The 16,385-nt window shown below is 61.5% G+C and carries 13 protein-coding genes; 4 read left to right on the top strand and 9 right to left on the bottom strand.

What is annotated here, in order from left to right; translation table 11 throughout:
- Nucleotides 1–271: 271 nt before the first annotated feature.
- The 5 genes from BIWAKO_RS32540 to BIWAKO_RS32520 all read right to left on the bottom strand — a co-directional run bounded on the left by BIWAKO_RS32540 (nucleotide 272) and on the right by BIWAKO_RS32520 (nucleotide 6,692).
- Nucleotides 272–1,039, bottom strand: a complete 768-nt coding sequence (locus tag BIWAKO_RS32540) for an enoyl-CoA hydratase/isomerase family protein (protein ID WP_069883378.1) — start codon at nucleotides 1,037–1,039, stop codon at nucleotides 272–274.
- 50 nt (nucleotides 1,040–1,089) lie between these two features.
- Entirely contained in the window at nucleotides 1,090–1,956 is an 867-nt protein-coding gene (locus tag BIWAKO_RS32535) for an ABC transporter permease (protein WP_069883126.1), read from the bottom strand.
- On the bottom strand, nucleotides 1,956–2,873 hold the full coding sequence (locus BIWAKO_RS32530; protein ID WP_069883125.1) for an ABC transporter permease: 918 nt from the start codon (nucleotides 2,871–2,873) through the stop codon (nucleotides 1,956–1,958). Before BIWAKO_RS32530 ends, BIWAKO_RS32535 begins: the two co-directional genes overlap by 1 nt.
- 66 nt (nucleotides 2,874–2,939) lie before the next feature.
- Nucleotides 2,940–5,051: an acetate--CoA ligase family protein gene (locus BIWAKO_RS32525; protein ID WP_069883124.1), complete on the bottom strand. Its 2,112-nt coding sequence runs from the start codon at nucleotides 5,049–5,051 to the stop codon at nucleotides 2,940–2,942.
- 114 nt (nucleotides 5,052–5,165) lie between these two features.
- Nucleotides 5,166–6,692, bottom strand: a complete 1,527-nt coding sequence (locus tag BIWAKO_RS32520) for an ABC transporter substrate-binding protein (RefSeq protein WP_176733495.1) — start codon at nucleotides 6,690–6,692, stop codon at nucleotides 5,166–5,168.
- Between the two features lie 156 nt (nucleotides 6,693–6,848).
- Here BIWAKO_RS32520 and BIWAKO_RS34630 point away from each other — a divergent pair, with 156 nt between their 5' ends.
- Nucleotides 6,849–7,739, top strand: coding sequence for a LysR family transcriptional regulator (locus tag BIWAKO_RS34630; RefSeq protein WP_141740446.1), 891 nt, complete (start codon nucleotides 6,849–6,851; stop codon nucleotides 7,737–7,739).
- Nucleotides 7,740–8,101: 362 nt separating this feature from the next.
- Here the strand turns inward: BIWAKO_RS34630 and BIWAKO_RS32510 are convergent, their stop codons facing one another.
- The 4 genes from BIWAKO_RS32510 to BIWAKO_RS32495 form a co-directional block, all read right to left on the bottom strand.
- Nucleotides 8,102–8,920, bottom strand: a complete 819-nt coding sequence (locus tag BIWAKO_RS32510; protein WP_069883121.1) for an MBL fold metallo-hydrolase — start codon at nucleotides 8,918–8,920, stop codon at nucleotides 8,102–8,104.
- 116 nt (nucleotides 8,921–9,036) lie between these two features.
- The gene (locus tag BIWAKO_RS32505; RefSeq protein ID WP_069883377.1) at nucleotides 9,037–10,650 is read right to left on the bottom strand and encodes a class I adenylate-forming enzyme family protein; all 1,614 of its coding nucleotides are present in this window, start codon (nucleotides 10,648–10,650) and stop codon (nucleotides 9,037–9,039) included.
- Between the two features lie 8 nt (nucleotides 10,651–10,658).
- Nucleotides 10,659–11,456: an enoyl-CoA hydratase/isomerase family protein gene (locus BIWAKO_RS32500; protein ID WP_069883120.1), complete on the bottom strand. Its 798-nt coding sequence runs from the start codon at nucleotides 11,454–11,456 to the stop codon at nucleotides 10,659–10,661.
- Nucleotides 11,457–11,896: 440 nt separating this feature from the next.
- Nucleotides 11,897–13,198: a TetR/AcrR family transcriptional regulator gene (locus tag BIWAKO_RS32495; RefSeq protein WP_084652437.1), complete on the bottom strand. Its 1,302-nt coding sequence runs from the start codon at nucleotides 13,196–13,198 to the stop codon at nucleotides 11,897–11,899.
- A 596-nt stretch (nucleotides 13,199–13,794) separates the two neighbouring features.
- Between BIWAKO_RS32495 and BIWAKO_RS32490 the strand changes: the two genes are divergently transcribed.
- From BIWAKO_RS32490 to BIWAKO_RS32480, 3 genes are all read left to right on the top strand, one after another.
- Nucleotides 13,795–13,992 (top strand): hypothetical protein, encoded by a 198-nt coding sequence (locus BIWAKO_RS32490; RefSeq protein ID WP_069883119.1) that lies wholly within the window; start codon nucleotides 13,795–13,797, stop codon nucleotides 13,990–13,992.
- A complete protein-coding gene (locus BIWAKO_RS32485; RefSeq protein ID WP_069883118.1) occupies nucleotides 13,989–15,095 on the top strand; it encodes a phosphotransferase family protein in 1,107 nt (368 codons plus the stop codon). Before BIWAKO_RS32490 ends, BIWAKO_RS32485 begins: the two co-directional genes overlap by 4 nt.
- 214 nt (nucleotides 15,096–15,309) lie before the next feature.
- Nucleotides 15,310–16,383, top strand: a complete 1,074-nt coding sequence (locus tag BIWAKO_RS32480) for an ABC transporter ATP-binding protein (protein WP_244523715.1) — start codon at nucleotides 15,310–15,312, stop codon at nucleotides 16,381–16,383.
- The last annotated feature ends 2 nt before the right edge of the window (nucleotides 16,384–16,385 follow it).

Here is a 16,385-nt window from a genome sequence, read left to right as displayed (position 1 = left end):
CCTGTCGGTAGCCACGGGTGGACGCCTCGAGGCGGCGTAGCGCCAGGAGCGGACTCTGGCTCCTTGTCCGAAAGCGGACCTTTCACTCTTGCGAGTGCCGTGGCTTTGCTCGACCCGGAGAGGACGCTCCATCAACTCATCAGTTGGTGTTGCCAACTGCCGCCCCGCCGCTCGCATTCATACTTTGCGCGTTGCGAGTGAGACTCGTTATGCATCGTCCAAAGGCGGAAGTCGAAAGGCAGGCAAAGAAACACGGGTGTTCTCGCCACGTCTATCTCTCGACGCCCAGATCGGTGAAAACGGGGGGTCGTTTTCCGAGGAATGCTTTCACACCTTCTTCCCAGTCTCCGACCTCTTTGACGCGCTGCGACTCCGTCTTTTCCCAGCTCGCGAGCTGCGCAGGTGAGACGTTTGACCAATGCGCCACGCCTGCCTTGATCGCCGCGACGACGGCCGGCGAGTTGGCAGCTATGGCGTGCGCAAGCTTCAGGGCGTGCTCCAGCGCGGTCATCTCGGAAGTAACAATATCGACCAGTCCCCATTCACTGGCCGTCCGTCCATCCAGAATCATGGCCGTCATCATGAACAGCTTGGCTCGTCCGGGCGACATGTATTCAGGAAGGCATTGGAGCTGCCCGCCCATCGGCATCCCACCCAACTTGGCACCTGGAGAGCCAATGCGGGCGGATTCGTCGGCTATCCGCATGTCGCATGCCACGGCGAGCATCAGGCCTGCGGCATGGCAGTGGCCGGTGATTGCGGCAATGACGGGCTTTCGCATCGTTCTCGGAAAACCGAATGCGAGCTCGCTTTCCCGGTCCGGATCTCCGAGCGGCTCACTGAGATCGTGGCCGCTGCTGAACGCGAGCTTCCCGGCGCCGGTAATCACGACAATTCGCACCAGGGGATCGGATTCCGCGGCGCGCAGGGCGTCAAGGAGTTGCTGTGCCATGGCGTGCGTTATCGCATTGCGCTTTGGCTCGTTTTCGATTGTCAGAATGCGGACTCGATCAATGGTCTCTTGCACGATCTGCGGCACGGTAACCTCCACGGGCTTTCGGTAGGGTTTGAGGTCTCGCTGAAGCTCGGCTAATCGCGCACCGAAAGGCGGGGGTCCAAGATATCGCGCAGCCTATCGCCCAGCACGTTGACCGCCAATACGACCAGGAAGATTGCAATCCCGGGGAATGTCGCGAGCCACCATGCGGTCGCGACGTATTCCCGCCCCTCGGCCAGCATGGCGCCCCAGCTCGGGGAGCGCGTCGGCACGCCGAGCCCGACAAAGCTCAAACCCGCTTCGAGGATGATTGCGTGAGCCATATTGAAGGTTGCCAGCACGATCACTGAGGGAATGCAGTTCGGCAGGATATGAACGACCATGATGCGCAGGTTGCTCGCACCGACCGCTCGCGCTGCCTCGACAAAGGCCCGCTCCTTGATCTCGAGCGTCTCGCTGCGGACCACCCGTGCATAGGCGACCCAATTGCTCATCGTCAGGATAGCAATGATGACTGCGTAGCTGGGGCCGAGCACAGCGGCGACAGTGATAGCCAGGAGAAAGAAGGGGAAAGCGAGCTGCACATCAGCCGCCCGCAATATGATGTCGCCGGTCAGCCGGCCGTAGTAGCCCGCGATCAAACCCAAGCTCACGCCGATGGTAGCGGCTGAACAGGCCGCCGCGACGCCGATGAACAGTGCTCCGCGTGCGCCGTATATGAGGCCGCTGAGCACATCGCGGCCGAGTTTGTCGGTCCCCAGCCAATGTACCGCTCCACCTCGCCCGACCGACCCTGGCGCCAGCAGACGTGTCAGCAGAGATTGCCGCGCAGGATCGAAGCTGGTGAACCAGCCTGGAAATGCGGCGACCGCGACAAATGTGACAAGGATCACGACTGCCAGCAGGATCAGTGCATTGTGGGGGCCCAGAAAGGAAATCCCAACTCGACGCGCGGTCATCAGTTCAGCCTGACGTTGGGATTGACATACGCGTAGGCGACGTCGGTCACGAAGTTGAGCACGACGAAGATCGAGGACACCGTCAGGATAATGGCCTGTACCAGAGGAAAATCCCGTCGGGATATGGCCTCCATCGCGAGCCAGCCGAGACCAGGCCAAGCGAAGACGATCTCGGTCAGAACGCTTCCACCGATCAGAACGCCAAGCTCCAATGCACCGATCGTGACGATCGGAAGCGCCGCATTGCGCAAGGCGTGAACCCAAACGATCCTCTTTTCGGAAAGGCCCTTCGCGCGCCCCGTCCGGATATAATCCTGGCCCAAGACCTCGAGCATGCTCGAACGGGTGATCCGCGCCATGCGGGCGAGCGAATAGGTTGCGAGCGCGATCGTGGGGAGCAGCATGTGCTGCCAGGAGCCACGTCCGAATGAAGGCAGCCATTGCAGATGCACAGAGAAAACCAGCACGAGAACAAGAGCCAGCCAGAATGTCGGCATGGCGTGCGCAAGCAGCGCGAAGGCCATCAGCCCGTTGTCGAGCATGCCGCCCTTCCTCACGGCGGAGACGACTCCGATCGGCACCGCCATCAAGAATGATAGGAGAAATCCAGCCGTTGCGATCTGCAAGGTTGCCGGGAACCGCTCCATGACGACGCTTAGTGCCGGACGGTTCTGCCAATACGAAGTCCCGAGATCCCCTTGAAGCGCGTCCGACAGGAACGAAAGGTATTGGACGAGGATGGGGCGATCGAGACCCATCTGCAGAGTCAGGTTGATCCGGTCTTGAGAGCTTGCCTCGGGCGGGAGAATGAGATCAACCGGACTTCCTGACAGACGCATGATCACAAATACGACGCTCGCCGAGGCCCAGAGCACGATCACCGCCTGACCTAGTCGTCGTAAGATGAAATTGGGCATCACTGCTCCTTCGCGGGCACTAATCCGCGCCGCATCGCGATCAGAGGTCGCGATGCGGGCCGTTCCTCACTCCGTCGTGCCCGTGATGATCCTTGCATCCGCGGCGACCGCCGATCCAGGTGAGACGAAGACAGGGTTGAGATCGATTTCGCTGATCTCGGGATGGGCGCTGCCCAGCTGGCCGAGTTTCACCAGGATATCGGCCAGGGCCTCGACATCCAGCGGTTCCTGCCCGCGGGCGCCGGTCAACAGAGGTGCGGCTTTGAGTTCGCGCACCATTTCCAGCGCGTCGGCACGTCTGATCGGTGCCAGGCGGATGGCAACGTCCTTCAGCACCTCGACGAATATGCCTCCCAGGCCGACCAGCACGGTTGGGCCGAAATGAGCGTCCCTGATATAACCGCAAATCACTTCGAGACCGCCCGCCTGCTGGGCGACCAGGACCTCGCTTGCGTCTGCGTCGAGCCCCGAGGCACGCGCCCTTTCGATCAGTTCGCGATAGGCCCGCTCGGCGGCCTCCCGCGTCTTCAGGTTCGTGATGACCCCGCCGACATCGCTCTTGTGAACAATCTTGCGGGAGCTGATTTTCATCACCACCGGCAGGCCGAGCGTTTCGCTGGCTTCCGCGGCCTCCTGCGCGCTCGATGCAAGCCGATGGTTTGGAACCGGGATGCCGTATTCGCGGAGTAGGGCATAGGCCTCGGCTTCAGTTAGATTGCCGACGTCCGGGCTCGACATGTGCGAGGGCTTGCTCTTGGCGGGACTGCCGCCGTCGTCGTGCGCAAGCCTCTTCAGCCAGTTCTGCCGATCCGCCAGCGCTCTGAACGCCTTCACAGCGGTGTCGACGTTCTCGAAGATCGGCACGCCTCCGTCTCGAAGCGTCTTGTTTTGATAGAGATCGCCGCGGCCCGTATGCGAGAAGGCGATGATCGGCTTGCGATACTCCCTCTGCAGCGCAGCGAGTTCGGCCGTGACCGTCTGCCAGTTGTCATCGCCGGTTTGGATCGTCGGGGCATAGGCAGCCCATGCGCCATAAAGCATCGCTCCGCCTATGCCGTCCTCTTCCAAGGCCGCGCGCATCACGCGAATCCAGGCTCGCATGTCAGTGAGATAGCCCCCGGCGAGATCGATGGGGTTCTTGCGCGGTGCCCAATAGGGGAGCGCTTCCTGGAGACGCTTGTCGGTTTCGGGGCTCATCGCGGGGACGACGAACCCTCCCTTCTCGACAGCGTCTGCGCTCAGGGTCGAGTGACCGCCGCCATAACCGACGATAGCGAGCCTGTCCGAGGTCAGTGGTTCGCAGAGCAGCAGAGCCTGGGTGATGCCAAGCATCTCCTCGACATTGTTGACCTCGATCACGCCTGACGCACGGAGCGCTGAGCTGAACGTTTCGGCGGCGCCCGCGAGACTCCCGGTATGTGAGTTCGCTGCCCTCTGTCCGGAGCGTGTTTGTCCGCCCTTGATGGCGACGATCGGCTTCTTCTGCGCCACGCGTCTGGCAGCTTCGAAGAAGGCGCGGCCAGAGTTGGGTCGAAGCCCCTCGATATAGAGCACGATGGCCTTCGTATCGGCGTCGTCGCCCATGTAATCGATGTACTCGTGAATCTCGATATCGGTTTGGTTGCCGATACTTGCGAACAAGCTGAAGCCGACCGCAAAGATGCTCGCATCCATCCAGGCCTGAGAACCGACACCACCGCTCTGGCTGATCATCCCGATGCCGCCCGCCGGGATTTTTCCGCTGCCGGTCAGGTCCAGGCGGGATTTCGCACTGAATATTCCCTGACAGTTCGGGCCGACGAGCCGGATGCCCGTGCGCTTGATGAAGGCTTCGAGGCGGCGTTCGAGCTCCATTCCGGCTTCGTCAGCTTCGCCGAACCCGGCAGTGTAGAGAATAACCGCCTTCACGCCCGCGGCCTCGCACTGCTCCAGCACTTCGAAGATGTGCTCCCGGGCAACCTGGATTAGCGCCAGATCGATTTCTTCGCCGATCTCGGTAATGCTCTTGTAGATCCGGTGGCCGAAAACCTCGCCCCCGCTCGGATTGGTCAGATAGAGCTTGCCGGTGAAACTCGTCTTCATCACGGCCTCGACAAAGCGGTATCCGGCTTTGTCCTTTTTTGCCGAGGCTCCGACGACGACCACGCTTCGCGGGTTGAATATGTATTCAAGCGTCATGCTGTCCTCAAAGTCTGGAAACGTGGCAAGGCGATGCCGTCGCAGGGGCAACGGTCTTGCGGTGAGGGGACGTTGTGAAAGTGATCGCAGGCGACAGGCGGTCGCCGGACGGCGCTACTTCAGATCCATGTCGAAGATAAACATGGGCACGATGGGCTGCTTCCACGCGACGCGGTTGGCGGCCCCATACAGATCAAAAGGCTGCCAGGCATGGATGAAGGGCGCTTCGTCAAGCAGAAGCTCCTGCGCCTTCCCCCACAGTTCGGCCCGTTTCTCGGGCACCATCGTGACTTCGGCCTGATCTATGAGTGCGCCGAACTCGGCATTCTGAAAGGTCGAGTAGGGCGACGCCGGATGAAGAGCTGCCTTGAGCTTGAAAACATCTCCCTCACGGAAGCTCCAGCCGATCTGGTACATCGGCCCCGCCTGGCGTTTGGCCATATTGCCGACGAGCGTCGCCCATTCCATCGGGCGCAGATTCACCTTGATGCCGACCTCGCCGAGATACTCAACATATGCCTGCGCGATGGCATAGTCGGCGGCGTAGCGGCCATTTGACGTGAAGGCGTCCAGCTCGAACCCCTTCGCGTAACCGGCATCCGCCAGCATTTTCTTGGCGAGCGCCGGATCATATTTATAGAGAGGCAGGTCTTTCTTCGCCGCGACCGCTCCCGGGTATACGGGCAAGGCGCGTCGGTTGACCCGGCCGCCAAGCAGTGATTTCAGGATCGTGTCGATGTCGACCGCATGGTTCATCGCCTTGCGGACCTGCTTGTTGGCAAGCGCGGGGTGGGAAGCGGGGTTCAACTGCATCATGAGGCAGAGACCGCTCGTTTCGCTCACGGCGACCTTGGCCTTGCCTGACTTTTCGATCAGCCCGATGAGGTCGGTCGGAACGTTTTCGATGATGTCGAGATCGCCCGCGATCAGGGCCGAAACACGCGTCGAATTCTCTGGCACGAAGCGATAATTGACTTGGGTGATCGCTGGCTTGCCCCTCCAATACGCCTCGTTGCTCTCCAGGGTGATCGAGCTGCCGGGCACTGCGCGAATGAAGCGATAAGGGCCCGTTCCCACGGGGTTCTTTGCGAAGTTGTCGTCGCCTTTTTCCGCAATGTATTTCGGCGGCATGATGATAATCATGCCCGTGGATCCGACGGCCATATGAACAAGGAAAACCGGGTAGGGCTTCTTCGTCACGATATTGACGGTCGATGCGTCGATCACATCGACTTTTTCGATAAAGCTCAGAACGCCCGCATGCGGGGATTTCAGCTCAGGCTTGAGGTAGCGCATCACGCTGAATGCAACGGCCTCGGCGTTGAACGGCTCACCATTGTGGAATGTGACACCTTCGCGCAGCTTGAACTGCCAGGTCACGTCATCGACCAGGCGCCAGCTCGTGGCTAGGTTAGGCGTGAATTCTCCCGTCTCTTCATTACGCGTCAGCAGCGTATCGAAGATTTGCCGAACGACTTCGAAATCCGGACCGCTGCTCGTGCGAACGAGGTCGAGCATGGCGGCGGCGGATGAGAGCCCGATATTGATTGACTTTGTCTGCGCCGCGGCAGGAGCCGAGAGGCTGCCCGATGCGGCAGCAGCGGCAGCGATTTGCAATAGGTTACGGCGTGACAGCGTCATGTCCAATCCCCTCCTGCGCCCCCGTTTTGTACCAACGCTCTTTAGTCCGTCGGCGTGGGGTCTGATGAGAAGGATATGACACTTGCGTTGGATGTCGATAAAGGATTGTGATATTTTAAGATAAGACGTCGTTATACAAGCCAGTTGGAGGCGCCCTTGGATTTGCGGCATCTTGAGGCTTTTGTAGCGGTCGCTACCCTGGGTAGCTTCAAGGCTGCCGGAAACCGCTTACGCCTCACGCAGCCTGCAATATCGTCACGGATCCAGTCACTGGAAACGGCGCTGGGTGAAGAGCTCTTCGTGAGGAACGTCCGCCCTGCGCGCCTCACCGATCTGGCGAAACGCATACTGCCGCTCGCCCAGGAGATGCTTGAACTCTCGCTGAGGATTTCGCCGTCGAAGACGAGCGGAGAAGCCAGGCGGGTCGAGCGGCTCCGCCTCGGCTTGAATAGCAGCCTCGTCTCTTATTGGTCGCCGCTGATATTCGATAGGTTGAGAAGCAATATTGATAATATATCTATCGTTTTCGACGTCGACATCAGTCAGCATTTGATCGAAAAAATGCGTGGCGGAATGTTGGATATCTGTTTGATGCACGCTGCCAGTGATATTGCAGGCATGCGACGGCATTTTGTGCGCGAGTTGAGAACCATCTGGGTAGCGAGGGCGGGATTGGTCCCGGGAAATAGGCTCAGCACCGAGGAACTGGTGGGTTACAACCTGTTCACTTTCGGCCCGGACTCGCCTTCCAGAACCGCCTTCGATGCGCATCTTCGTGCAAAAAATCTCTGGCCAACCCCGTATCATGTATCGAATCATGCTGATGTTATAATAAATCAAATAAAATGGGGAAAATCTATTGGATTGCTGATTCATGACTCAGTTCGTCATGAGCTTGAGCGAGGCGAATTGGTCGAGTTGCAGACGGAATTCAAGGCAAATAGTCATCCAATCTGGATTTGTCATCCGATTACAAAAAGTAATTCGCTCCTCAACCAATGTGTTGGCCATATCATTAAATTTGTTTCCAACGATCTGGATCGATAGCGCCGCGCCAAGAATACTGGGCGGGAAACGCATGGCGCCCGACTAGGCGAGCGTGACGGCGCCTCCGTGTCGGAAGCTGGACTGCCTGAAATCAGACATCGCCAAAGTCGGCTAAGGGCCGCTTTTGCCCATCGGCCAGAGCGCCAACCTGCCCGAAAGCAGACTCCCCGGATGTCGGCAAAGGGCCACAAACGCCCGTCGGTTGTCCGGGGAAAATGCGCCATAACCGGACCTTCACCGGCAGCCCAAAGCCCGACCTCCGCTGCGTAGCCGCATCAGGACCGAGTCCGGCCCAAAAACAACGCTTGTTTCCTAAATGTCCAATTCCGGTTCCACGCGCAAAAGTCATCGCAATAACCTATTCAGACTGACCGCCACTTCTCATCCAGGGCCGCTGCGCGCCCTTCGTCCCTGAGCTTGAGCAGATGTGCTGCCACGTTGCGCTCGGCGGCGCGCCGCAGCCACGGGTCGGTTTGCGAATAGAGTTGGTCGACGAGATCCCAGGTTCCCAGCGGCCCGGCCTTCAGAGCCTCGGCAATGGCATTCTCGCGCCTGAGGCGGAATTCGAGCAACTCCTCGACATAGGGCTGTGGATTGGGCAGCGGCGGCCCATGCCCGGGCAGATACAGGCTGTCGTCGCGCGCCAGCATCAGCCGCAGGCTAGCAACGTAATCGGTCATGTTTCCGCCCGGCGGCGCGACAATGCTGCTCGACCAGGACATGACGTGGTCGGCGCTGAACAGGATCCCGTCCCGGAAGGCGAAGCAGAGATGGTCGCTGGCATGTCCCGGAGTGTGGATGGCCGTCATCCCCAGCGCGGTGTCGCCGTCCTTCAGCAGGATATCCGGGATAAAGGCGTCGTCGGCGCTGAGATGGTAGGCATAGGTTCTGGCGCCGGTGCGAGCCTTCAGGCCGGCGGTGGCGCCGAGATGGTCGGAATGCGTGTGAGTCAGCACGATCGCGGAAACCGCACCGCCCGTGGCGCGCAGGATGTCGTCGAGATGCCCCGCATCGTCGGGGCCGGGATCGAGGACCACAAAGCCGTCGCCATCCTCGATCAGATAAGTATTGGTGCCGCGATAGGTCATTAGGCTCGGATTATTGGCGACGATACGGGAGACGCCGGGGACAACCTCCATCGGCCGGCCACGCGGCGGCTCAGGTTCAGTCAGAAAGGCCAATATCCTATCCTTTGCTTGGATCCCGTTCGCCGAGGGTTGAGCCGGCTCCGACCGAGCGCCACAACACTAGCGAGCCAGAGCCTGGTCAAACTCGCGCTTAAGCCAAGTCCTCGCACTTACGCCATGTCGAAGACGGGCGAAATCGCGCGCTCCGTATCGGTCGGGATCTGTTTCTTCGCGATCTTCTCGGATGCGGTCTTCGGCAGCGATGAATAATACTGGATATACCGAGGCAGCTTGAACGCAGCCAAGCGCGTGCGGCAATGCTCCAGCACCGTCTCGGGCGCCAGATCGGCGGGGCTCAGGCCCGGCTGCAGGACGATGCAGGCCTTTACCTCCTCGCCACGCTTCTCGTCGGGAACGCCGATGACCGCCGCCTCCAGAATCTGCGGCAGCATGTAGATGACGGATTCGACCTCCTGCGCCGCGATGTTCTCGGCACTGCGCTTGATCATCTCCTTGATGCGGCCGACGATATAGAAATAGCCGCGCTCATCTATGCGGGCGAGATCGCCCGTCCGGAACCATGTTCCCCAGAATGCCGTCTTGGTTGCCTCCGGGTTCTTGTAATAGCCGTTGAACAGCCCGGGCCCCGAGATCAGCAATTCTCCGGTCGCTCCCGCAGGGAGAGGGTTGCCGTCCTCGTCCGCCACGACGCATTCGCGGAACGGCGCGGGGATTCCGCAGGAACCGGAGCCGGTCATGGCATCGTCCCCGATCGGCATATAGAGCCCCGCGCCAATCTCGGTCATCCCGAAAGCCTCGCGTACGGGAACGCCGAGGCGCTCCTCCAGCGGACGATGCAGTTCCTTCTTCAGCCCGTAGAGCGAGACATGCTTGAGCTTGTGCCGGCGTTCGGCGTCCGAGAGCTGCAACGTTGCGAGCGGATCCCCGATCCAGACGACATCGATATCGTGTTGCGCGATACGCTCGTAGAATTTGCTCAGGCTGGGAGCGGGCGGCACGCAGATCGCAGCAGCCTGGAACGATGCCGTGGAGAACCTGTAATAGGGAGACATGTAATAGAACGGCAATTCGCTCAGAATGCGCCGGCACGGCGGCAGCAGCGCCGCCTTGACCTTGCCGAGCGTCAACCAATAGCGATGCGTCAGGATGCATCCCTTCGGCTTGCCGGTCGATCCCGAGGTGTAGAGGATGCTGATGGGATCATCGAGCCCGACCGGTTCGCGCTCGACGAAAGCAGTCGGCGCCGCCTTCAGCATCGCCTCCCAGTCGGATAGCCCGGTCGGCGCAGCCCCGACGATGGCGATCTTTCCGCTCGTGACCAGCGGCGCGCCCGTCGATGTCGCCTTCAGGGCCTCCACGCATTCCGACGCCGCGAGTAGCACGGTGACATCGCCATCGGCGAGAACATGCTCCAGTTCGTGAACAGTCAGCTTCGGATTGACGGGCACCAGCACCGCCCCAACCCTGGCCAGACCGAGCCAGGCGACGAGGAAGCCGGGGCCATTCGGCAGCATGACGCCGACATGATTCCCCTTGCGCACCCCCATGGCCGCAAATGCATTTGCGGCCTTTGCTGCCATGTCGGCAACCTGGCGATAAGTCAGGTCGGGGCCGTCCCCGTCGATCGTGATCCATGCCAGCTCACTGCCATGTGCCGTGGCAACGGCATCGAGATGGTGGCCGTAATTCACCGGCAGCGGCTCGGCTTCGATCCGCTGCCGCAACGCGGCCGGTGTCTCTCGGACAGGCGCGGAAGCAGACATGTCCATGCTCATTTCTTGCGGTCCTTGAGGTAGTTGGCGGTCACTCCCTCCGACTCGTTGGCCATCCAGCCCATGCGGTAGAGGTTCATGCCGAAATGATAGGCGTCCGCCTTGCTCAGATCGGCGCCGAGTTCGAGCCCTTCCATTTCCAGCCGAATGGCGATTGCCGGGTTGAGTGCAATCTTGCCGGCCATCTCTTCGGCTGTGGCGATCAGCTTGTCGCTGGGCACGATCTTGTTGACGAGGTGATAGCGGTAGGCCTCCTCGGCCTCCATGAACTCTCCCGACAGTGCCATCCAATAGGCTGCGGTGAACGGCAGATGGCGAGCGAGACGCTTGGGGCCGCTGCCCCCGCCGGCGCCGAACTTGATCCCGGTCAGGCCGAACTTGACGTTCTCGGCCGCCACCCGGACGTCGCTGTGATAGAGGCAGAACGAGAACGCGATGCCCAGGCAATAGCTCTCGATGGCGGAGACAATCGGCTTGTAGCGGCGGTGGGCGCAGACATCGTGCTCCCACCCCGGGCGCATCGGCTTGTCGCCCTCGTTCTGGTGCAGGAACAGAAAGGCGGCGAGCTCCTCCTGCCGTGTCCGCGGCGGCTTGTGCATGCTCTTGAGATCATCGCCGACCGAGAAGCAGCGACCGTCCGCGCCATAGAAGAGACCGACCTTGATATCGGGGTCGATCTCGAACTCCCTGAGCCGATGGTAGAACTCCTTGTGGAACTCCGGCAGGAGCACGTTCATTGGCCCGTTATCGATGATGAAATGAGCGATGTTGCCGTGCTTCTCGTAGCGTAGCGACATGGATGCGCCTCCTAGGACGTTTCACGCGTAAGTCGGACCTTTCGCGCCACCGGGAGATGACGCGCGCCTCGCCGATGTCCCGCCCGACTGCGCACTTCTCACGGCAGCGGGTTTGTCAAGGCAAGGCGTTGCTCGGCGCGCTTCTGCGCCAGATGATTAGAAAACTTAGCACGTTGATTTTTTGGGTGGCAAGCGCAGAAAGAGCGCAATTTCGAATGAAATTTCGTTAATGACCTCATGATGAATTTTATTTCGAAGTAAGAGTATGTTCTTGCGCCGACTCGGACGTAGCTCGGGAGATCCCAGGCGCGGCGAAGATCGTTCGCCGCTGTGAGGCATGGAAGGCCTGAATGGGGCGGAGGGCGTGACGGCGCGAGGCGGCCGGGGAGTGGGTCCCGGCTTTGCTGCTCTCGTACGGCTCGATCTCGCCCGAGGGGCGATTACTCCTGCGCGGCGAGGACGCCGAGCAGCAGGGGTTTGGCATAGAGATCTACGGCTTGATCCGGCGATATCTCGCCGAGCCAGAGCGGAAGTTCGGTCGCGGCATAGATCATGGCGCTGACCAGGTGCGAGCCGACCAGGGGGTGCAGGGGGCGGATGGAGCCATCGGCCATTCCCTTCACAATGGGATAGACGAAGCGTTCGGACAATTTGTTGGTCGCATCGATCATCTCTGCGCGTTCATGGGCTGGCAGTGCGCTAAGTGCCGTGGCGCGCAGCAGGGGGCCGCGATCGGACAGTTGGAATCTCACCAGATGTGTGATTGCAGACCCCAATTCGTCCCATCCCGTGGGCTGGCGCTGCGCCTCGTTCTGGACTTCCCGGATGACGGCAAAGGTTCTCGCCGCGCATTCCGAGAAGAGGCCCTCCTTGTTGTCGTTGTGGTGGTAGAAGGCGCCCTTGGTCAGTTGCAGTCTTGCTGAGATCTTGTCGACGGAAGCTCCTGAGAATCCGAACTCGTTGATGGTCAGCGTCGCGGCCCGCAGGAATGCATCGCGCGCAGAAGGTGCGTCCGCCTCGAAGGGCCATGCGATCGGGGCCAGCGAGGCGGGCGGCCAGGCTCCGGGGGAGGGTGCGAAGCCCGCGACCATCACATCGCAGAAATGGTCGGCGACCCGCTCATAATCTTCCGCCGCGTATTGTCCGATCCAGATACGCATAGAGTGCACGAGTGAGAGTAGCAGGTGCGCGCTCGCATTGAGCTGGCGCCTGTCCGGACTCGGACGGTCCGGCGCCGAGAGCAGCGCTCTCACCTCGCGGAAAAGGCTGTTATAGGCCGCAAAGACGACGTCCGACTGGGGTTTGACCAGCGCGCGCAGGTCGTAGATCCCGACAAGCTTGCCGCCGCCTCCGTTCACTTCTCGGGCGAGCCTCGCAGCGAAACCGGACGCGAATTCGCGGACGCGCAGTTCCGGCGTCGGGCGCAGGGTGGCTTTTGCGACGATCGCCCGCAGGATGTCGATTGCATCCATGAAGCAGGCTGCGGCGAGGTCGTCCTTCTTCCGAAAGTAATAGCAGAGGCTGTTCGTGCTCAGGCCCACCGCCTGCGCGACGTCGGATAACATCGTCCCCCGCAGCCCCTTCTCGTTGAACAGACTGACCGCCGCGGCGAGGATTTCGAAACGCCGGGCCTCGGAGCGTCGCTTGGTCCGGGTCTGGCGCACGGCGCCGCGTGTCGCGACATCATCGGGCGGCGCGGTCGAGGCTTCGAGGCCGGTCATTTCGTCTTCGGGTTTTGTCATGGGTTGCGCCGGTTCTTGCCTGGGAGAGTGGGATGCGTGCTTGGCGGGGCCCCGTCAACCACGATGCCCTGGGGTCGCAGGGCTTGGGCGTGCTTCCGGTCCCGGCCAATTCTCATTCGGCAATGCCGGGGAAGGTTGCGCAAGGCGGGGTCGGGCGCCAGTCCCGCCGCCGGTACGGGGATCGTTGTCGCTTGCTGCGTTGCGCTTGTCTTGGTGGTCTTGCCGATGCGTGCTGGAGCGGTTGGATCGTGAGTCTCGTGATTGCAGGGTCAATTTTCGATATAAGAGTCGATCAGACGAATTCCTCAAGTTATAGCCAATTTTAGTGCATATATCGGGATTGATGTCGACAATTTGACATGCTAGCTTTTCGAAATAAGGAGCGGCTGGCGACTGGAGTACAGGCGCTGCCGCATCATTCCTGCATGAAGATGGGTCGGCCAGCCCGGCCGGAGGCATCGGCGCAAGGTTGCGCCGATGCTGCTTGAGGCGCGCGCTCAGGAGGTATCGCCATCCCGCCGATTTCTGGAGATCGCAGACCGCTGTGGCGACTTGTCCGGCGAGCCGGGGGGGCCGCATGCTCCGCTCCCTTCGTCATGGCTGGGCTCGTCTCGCTAAAGGTCGTGGCGCATTTGCATGCCACGGCGATCCAGCTCTGCTGCGGCAGCGTCAACCAGGATCTGCAGCCCGCCCATGCCCATGCCCTCAACCGGATGCTACGGCGCGGCTATCTCCGTGGCGACCTGCGACGCGCGGCCGTGCTGTGCCTCGAACGCGCCAGGTCCGTGCCATGAAACCCTCGCAAGAAGCCCTGCTGCGAGCCGAGGCGACGACCGTCGACGATGATGCCTTCCACGGCGTAAAGCCGGTCGAAGCTACGCCGCCCTTCGACCTCGAACGCCTGGATGCCTGGCTGCAATGCAACGTCCCTGGCTACCAGGCTCCGCTGACGATCCGACAGTTCAGGGGAGGGCAGTCCAACCCGACCTACCTGATCGAGACCGGCGCCGCGTCCTTCGTGCTGCGGCGCAAACCCTTCGGCATGCTGCTGCCATCGGCCCATGCGGTGGATCGGGAATTCCGGGTCATTACGGCTCTGCACGCCACCGGCTTTCCTGTGCCCCGGCCCTATGCGCTCTGCCTTGATGATGGCGTCATTGGGACGACGTTCTACGTGATGGAGATGGTGCAGGGCGTGGTCTACTGGAACGCGCTGCTGCCGGAGGCGAGCTCGGAAAGGCGCGCGCGAATCTATCGCGCCGAGGTCGAGTCGCTGGCTCGCCTGCACAATCTCGACCATGCGGCGATCGGGCTGGCCGATTATGCGCGCCCGGGCAATTACTTCGAACGTCAGGTGCTGCGTTGGACGAAGCAGTATCGCGCGTCGCAGACGGAGCATATCGCGGAAGTCGAGCATCTCATCGACTGGCTGCCTCAATCGCTGCCGGTTCAGGAGCGTGTCTCCGTCGTTCACGGCGACTATCGACTGGACAATATCATGTTCGGTCTCGACGGCGGCGTGCGCGCCGTCCTGGACTGGGAACTGTCGACGCTCGGTGACCCGCTCGCCGATTTCACCTATTTCCTGATGCAATGGGCGCTGACGCCCGACGGTCGCAGCGGCCTTGCCGGTGTCGATCTGGCCGGGCTCGGTATCCCAGCCATGGATGATGTCGTTGCGCTCTATTGCAACCTGACGGGCCGGTCGGCCCTGCCGGACCTGAACTGGTATTTTTCCTACAATCTGTTTCGTCTCGTCGGCATCCTCCAGGGCATCGCCGGCCGGGTCCGTGACGGCACCGCCGCGAGCGACAAGGCCCGCCAGATGGCGGCGCGAACGCGCCCGCTTGCCATGCGGGCCTGGGCCTTCGCCGAACGCGCCGGAGCCCGTCGATGATCATCGCCTCCACGAGCGCAATTGGGTGTTCCGACGCTGCCAGCGTCCGGCCTGTCGTCGACGCGAGGCGTGGTTTCACCGGGCGGGGCATCGCGCCGCGGCGTCACTCCGGCTCCACCCGATTGCTCGGCCATGCGAGGGCCCATTGAGACATGAACACCGCTACATTATCGGCGACCAGCCGTTGCACGTATTCCCGCCGGAGCCGATGCTCGTGAGCGCCGGCCGCGGTGTCCCTATCGCGTTTCGAGACGTCACCAAGCGTTTCGGAGCTTTCACGGCCCTCGACCGCTTCAACATGGTGGTTCAGGGCGGAGAGTTCCTGACAATCCTCGGTGAATCCGGTTCGGGGAAGTCAACGATCCTCAATTCATTGGCCGGGTTCATCTCCATAGACACCGGCGAGATCGCCATCGACGGACGCGCTGTCCACACGTTGCCGCCGGAGCGCAGAGGCGTCGGCATGGTGTTTCAGAACTACTCCCTCTTTCCGCATATGAGCGTCCTCGACAATGTCGCGTTTCCGCTGCGTATGCGCGGCACGGACAAGGGCGAGGCCCGCAGGCGAGGCGAGGAAGCTCTCGAGATTGTCAGGCTCGGTGGCCTGGGACACCGGCTGCCGCGCGAGCTCTCGGGCGGGCAGCAACAGCGCGTGGCCGTCGCCAGGGCGATTTCGTTCAACCCGCCGCTGCTCCTGATGGACGAGCCCCTCGGCGCACTCGATCTCAAGCTGAGGGAAGCGCTGCAGTTCGAGATCAAGCAGATCCAGCGCCGCCTCGGTTGCACCGTCGTCTATGTCACGCATGACCAGCGCGAGGCGATGGCGATGTCGGATCGTATCGTCGTGCTCCGCAACGGCAGGATCGAACAGCTCGGCACCAGCGCCGACCTCTACGACCGGCCGCTGACGAAATTCGTCGCCGATTTCATTGGCCAGACCAATGTGATCCCGGCCGAGCGCTCCGGCGGCGACGTCATTCTCGCGCAGCTTGGCCTGACGATCACACCGGCATCCTGCCCGGCCGGCTCCGAGCCGCTCTACCTCAACCTGCGTCCGGAAAAGCTGTCGGCGAAACGGGCTGAAGGCCGCGAGGTCGAATTTCCTGCAACTGTCCAGGAGACGGTCTTCCTCGGTGACACGATTTCGGTCAGCGCGGTGACGGCTTCGGGCACGGTGCTCTACTTCCGCCAGCCTCGTGGCCCCGCACAGTCCCTCGCGGCCGGGGACCCGGTCTGGCTTTGCTTCGACCCCCTGGATGCCGTGCTTGTCGTCGACGTCGTGTCGTGAAC

Origin of the sequence: Bosea sp. BIWAKO-01 (assembly GCF_001748145.1) — a bacterium.
Lineage (GTDB): Bacteria > Pseudomonadota > Alphaproteobacteria > Rhizobiales > Beijerinckiaceae > Allobosea.
Note: the sequence above shows the minus strand (reverse complement) of the source record. Positions and strands in the feature narration are given on the sequence as shown.

Bases quoted from the DNA above. Each gene is read 5' to 3' on its own strand.
- BIWAKO_RS32490 (WP_069883119.1), top strand. From the start codon at position 13,795: ATGGCTGGGCTCGTCTCGCTAAAGGTCGTGGCGCATTTGCATGCCACG.
- BIWAKO_RS32495 (WP_084652437.1), bottom strand. From the start codon at position 13,198: ATGACAAAACCCGAAGACGAAATGACCGGCCTCGAAGCCTCGACCGCG.
- BIWAKO_RS32500 (WP_069883120.1), bottom strand. From the start codon at position 11,456: ATGTCGCTACGCTACGAGAAGCACGGCAACATCGCTCATTTCATCATC.
- BIWAKO_RS32530 (WP_069883125.1), bottom strand. From the start codon at position 2,873: ATGCCCAATTTCATCTTACGACGACTAGGTCAGGCGGTGATCGTGCTC.
- BIWAKO_RS32525 (WP_069883124.1), bottom strand. From the start codon at position 5,051: ATGACGCTTGAATACATATTCAACCCGCGAAGCGTGGTCGTCGTCGGA.
- BIWAKO_RS32505 (WP_069883377.1), bottom strand. From the start codon at position 10,650: ATGTCTGCTTCCGCGCCTGTCCGAGAGACACCGGCCGCGTTGCGGCAG.
- BIWAKO_RS32535 (WP_069883126.1), bottom strand. From the start codon at position 1,956: ATGACCGCGCGTCGAGTTGGGATTTCCTTTCTGGGCCCCCACAATGCA.
- BIWAKO_RS32485 (WP_069883118.1), top strand. From the start codon at position 13,989: ATGAAACCCTCGCAAGAAGCCCTGCTGCGAGCCGAGGCGACGACCGTC.
- BIWAKO_RS32520 (WP_176733495.1), bottom strand. From the start codon at position 6,692: ATGACGCTGTCACGCCGTAACCTATTGCAAATCGCTGCCGCTGCTGCC.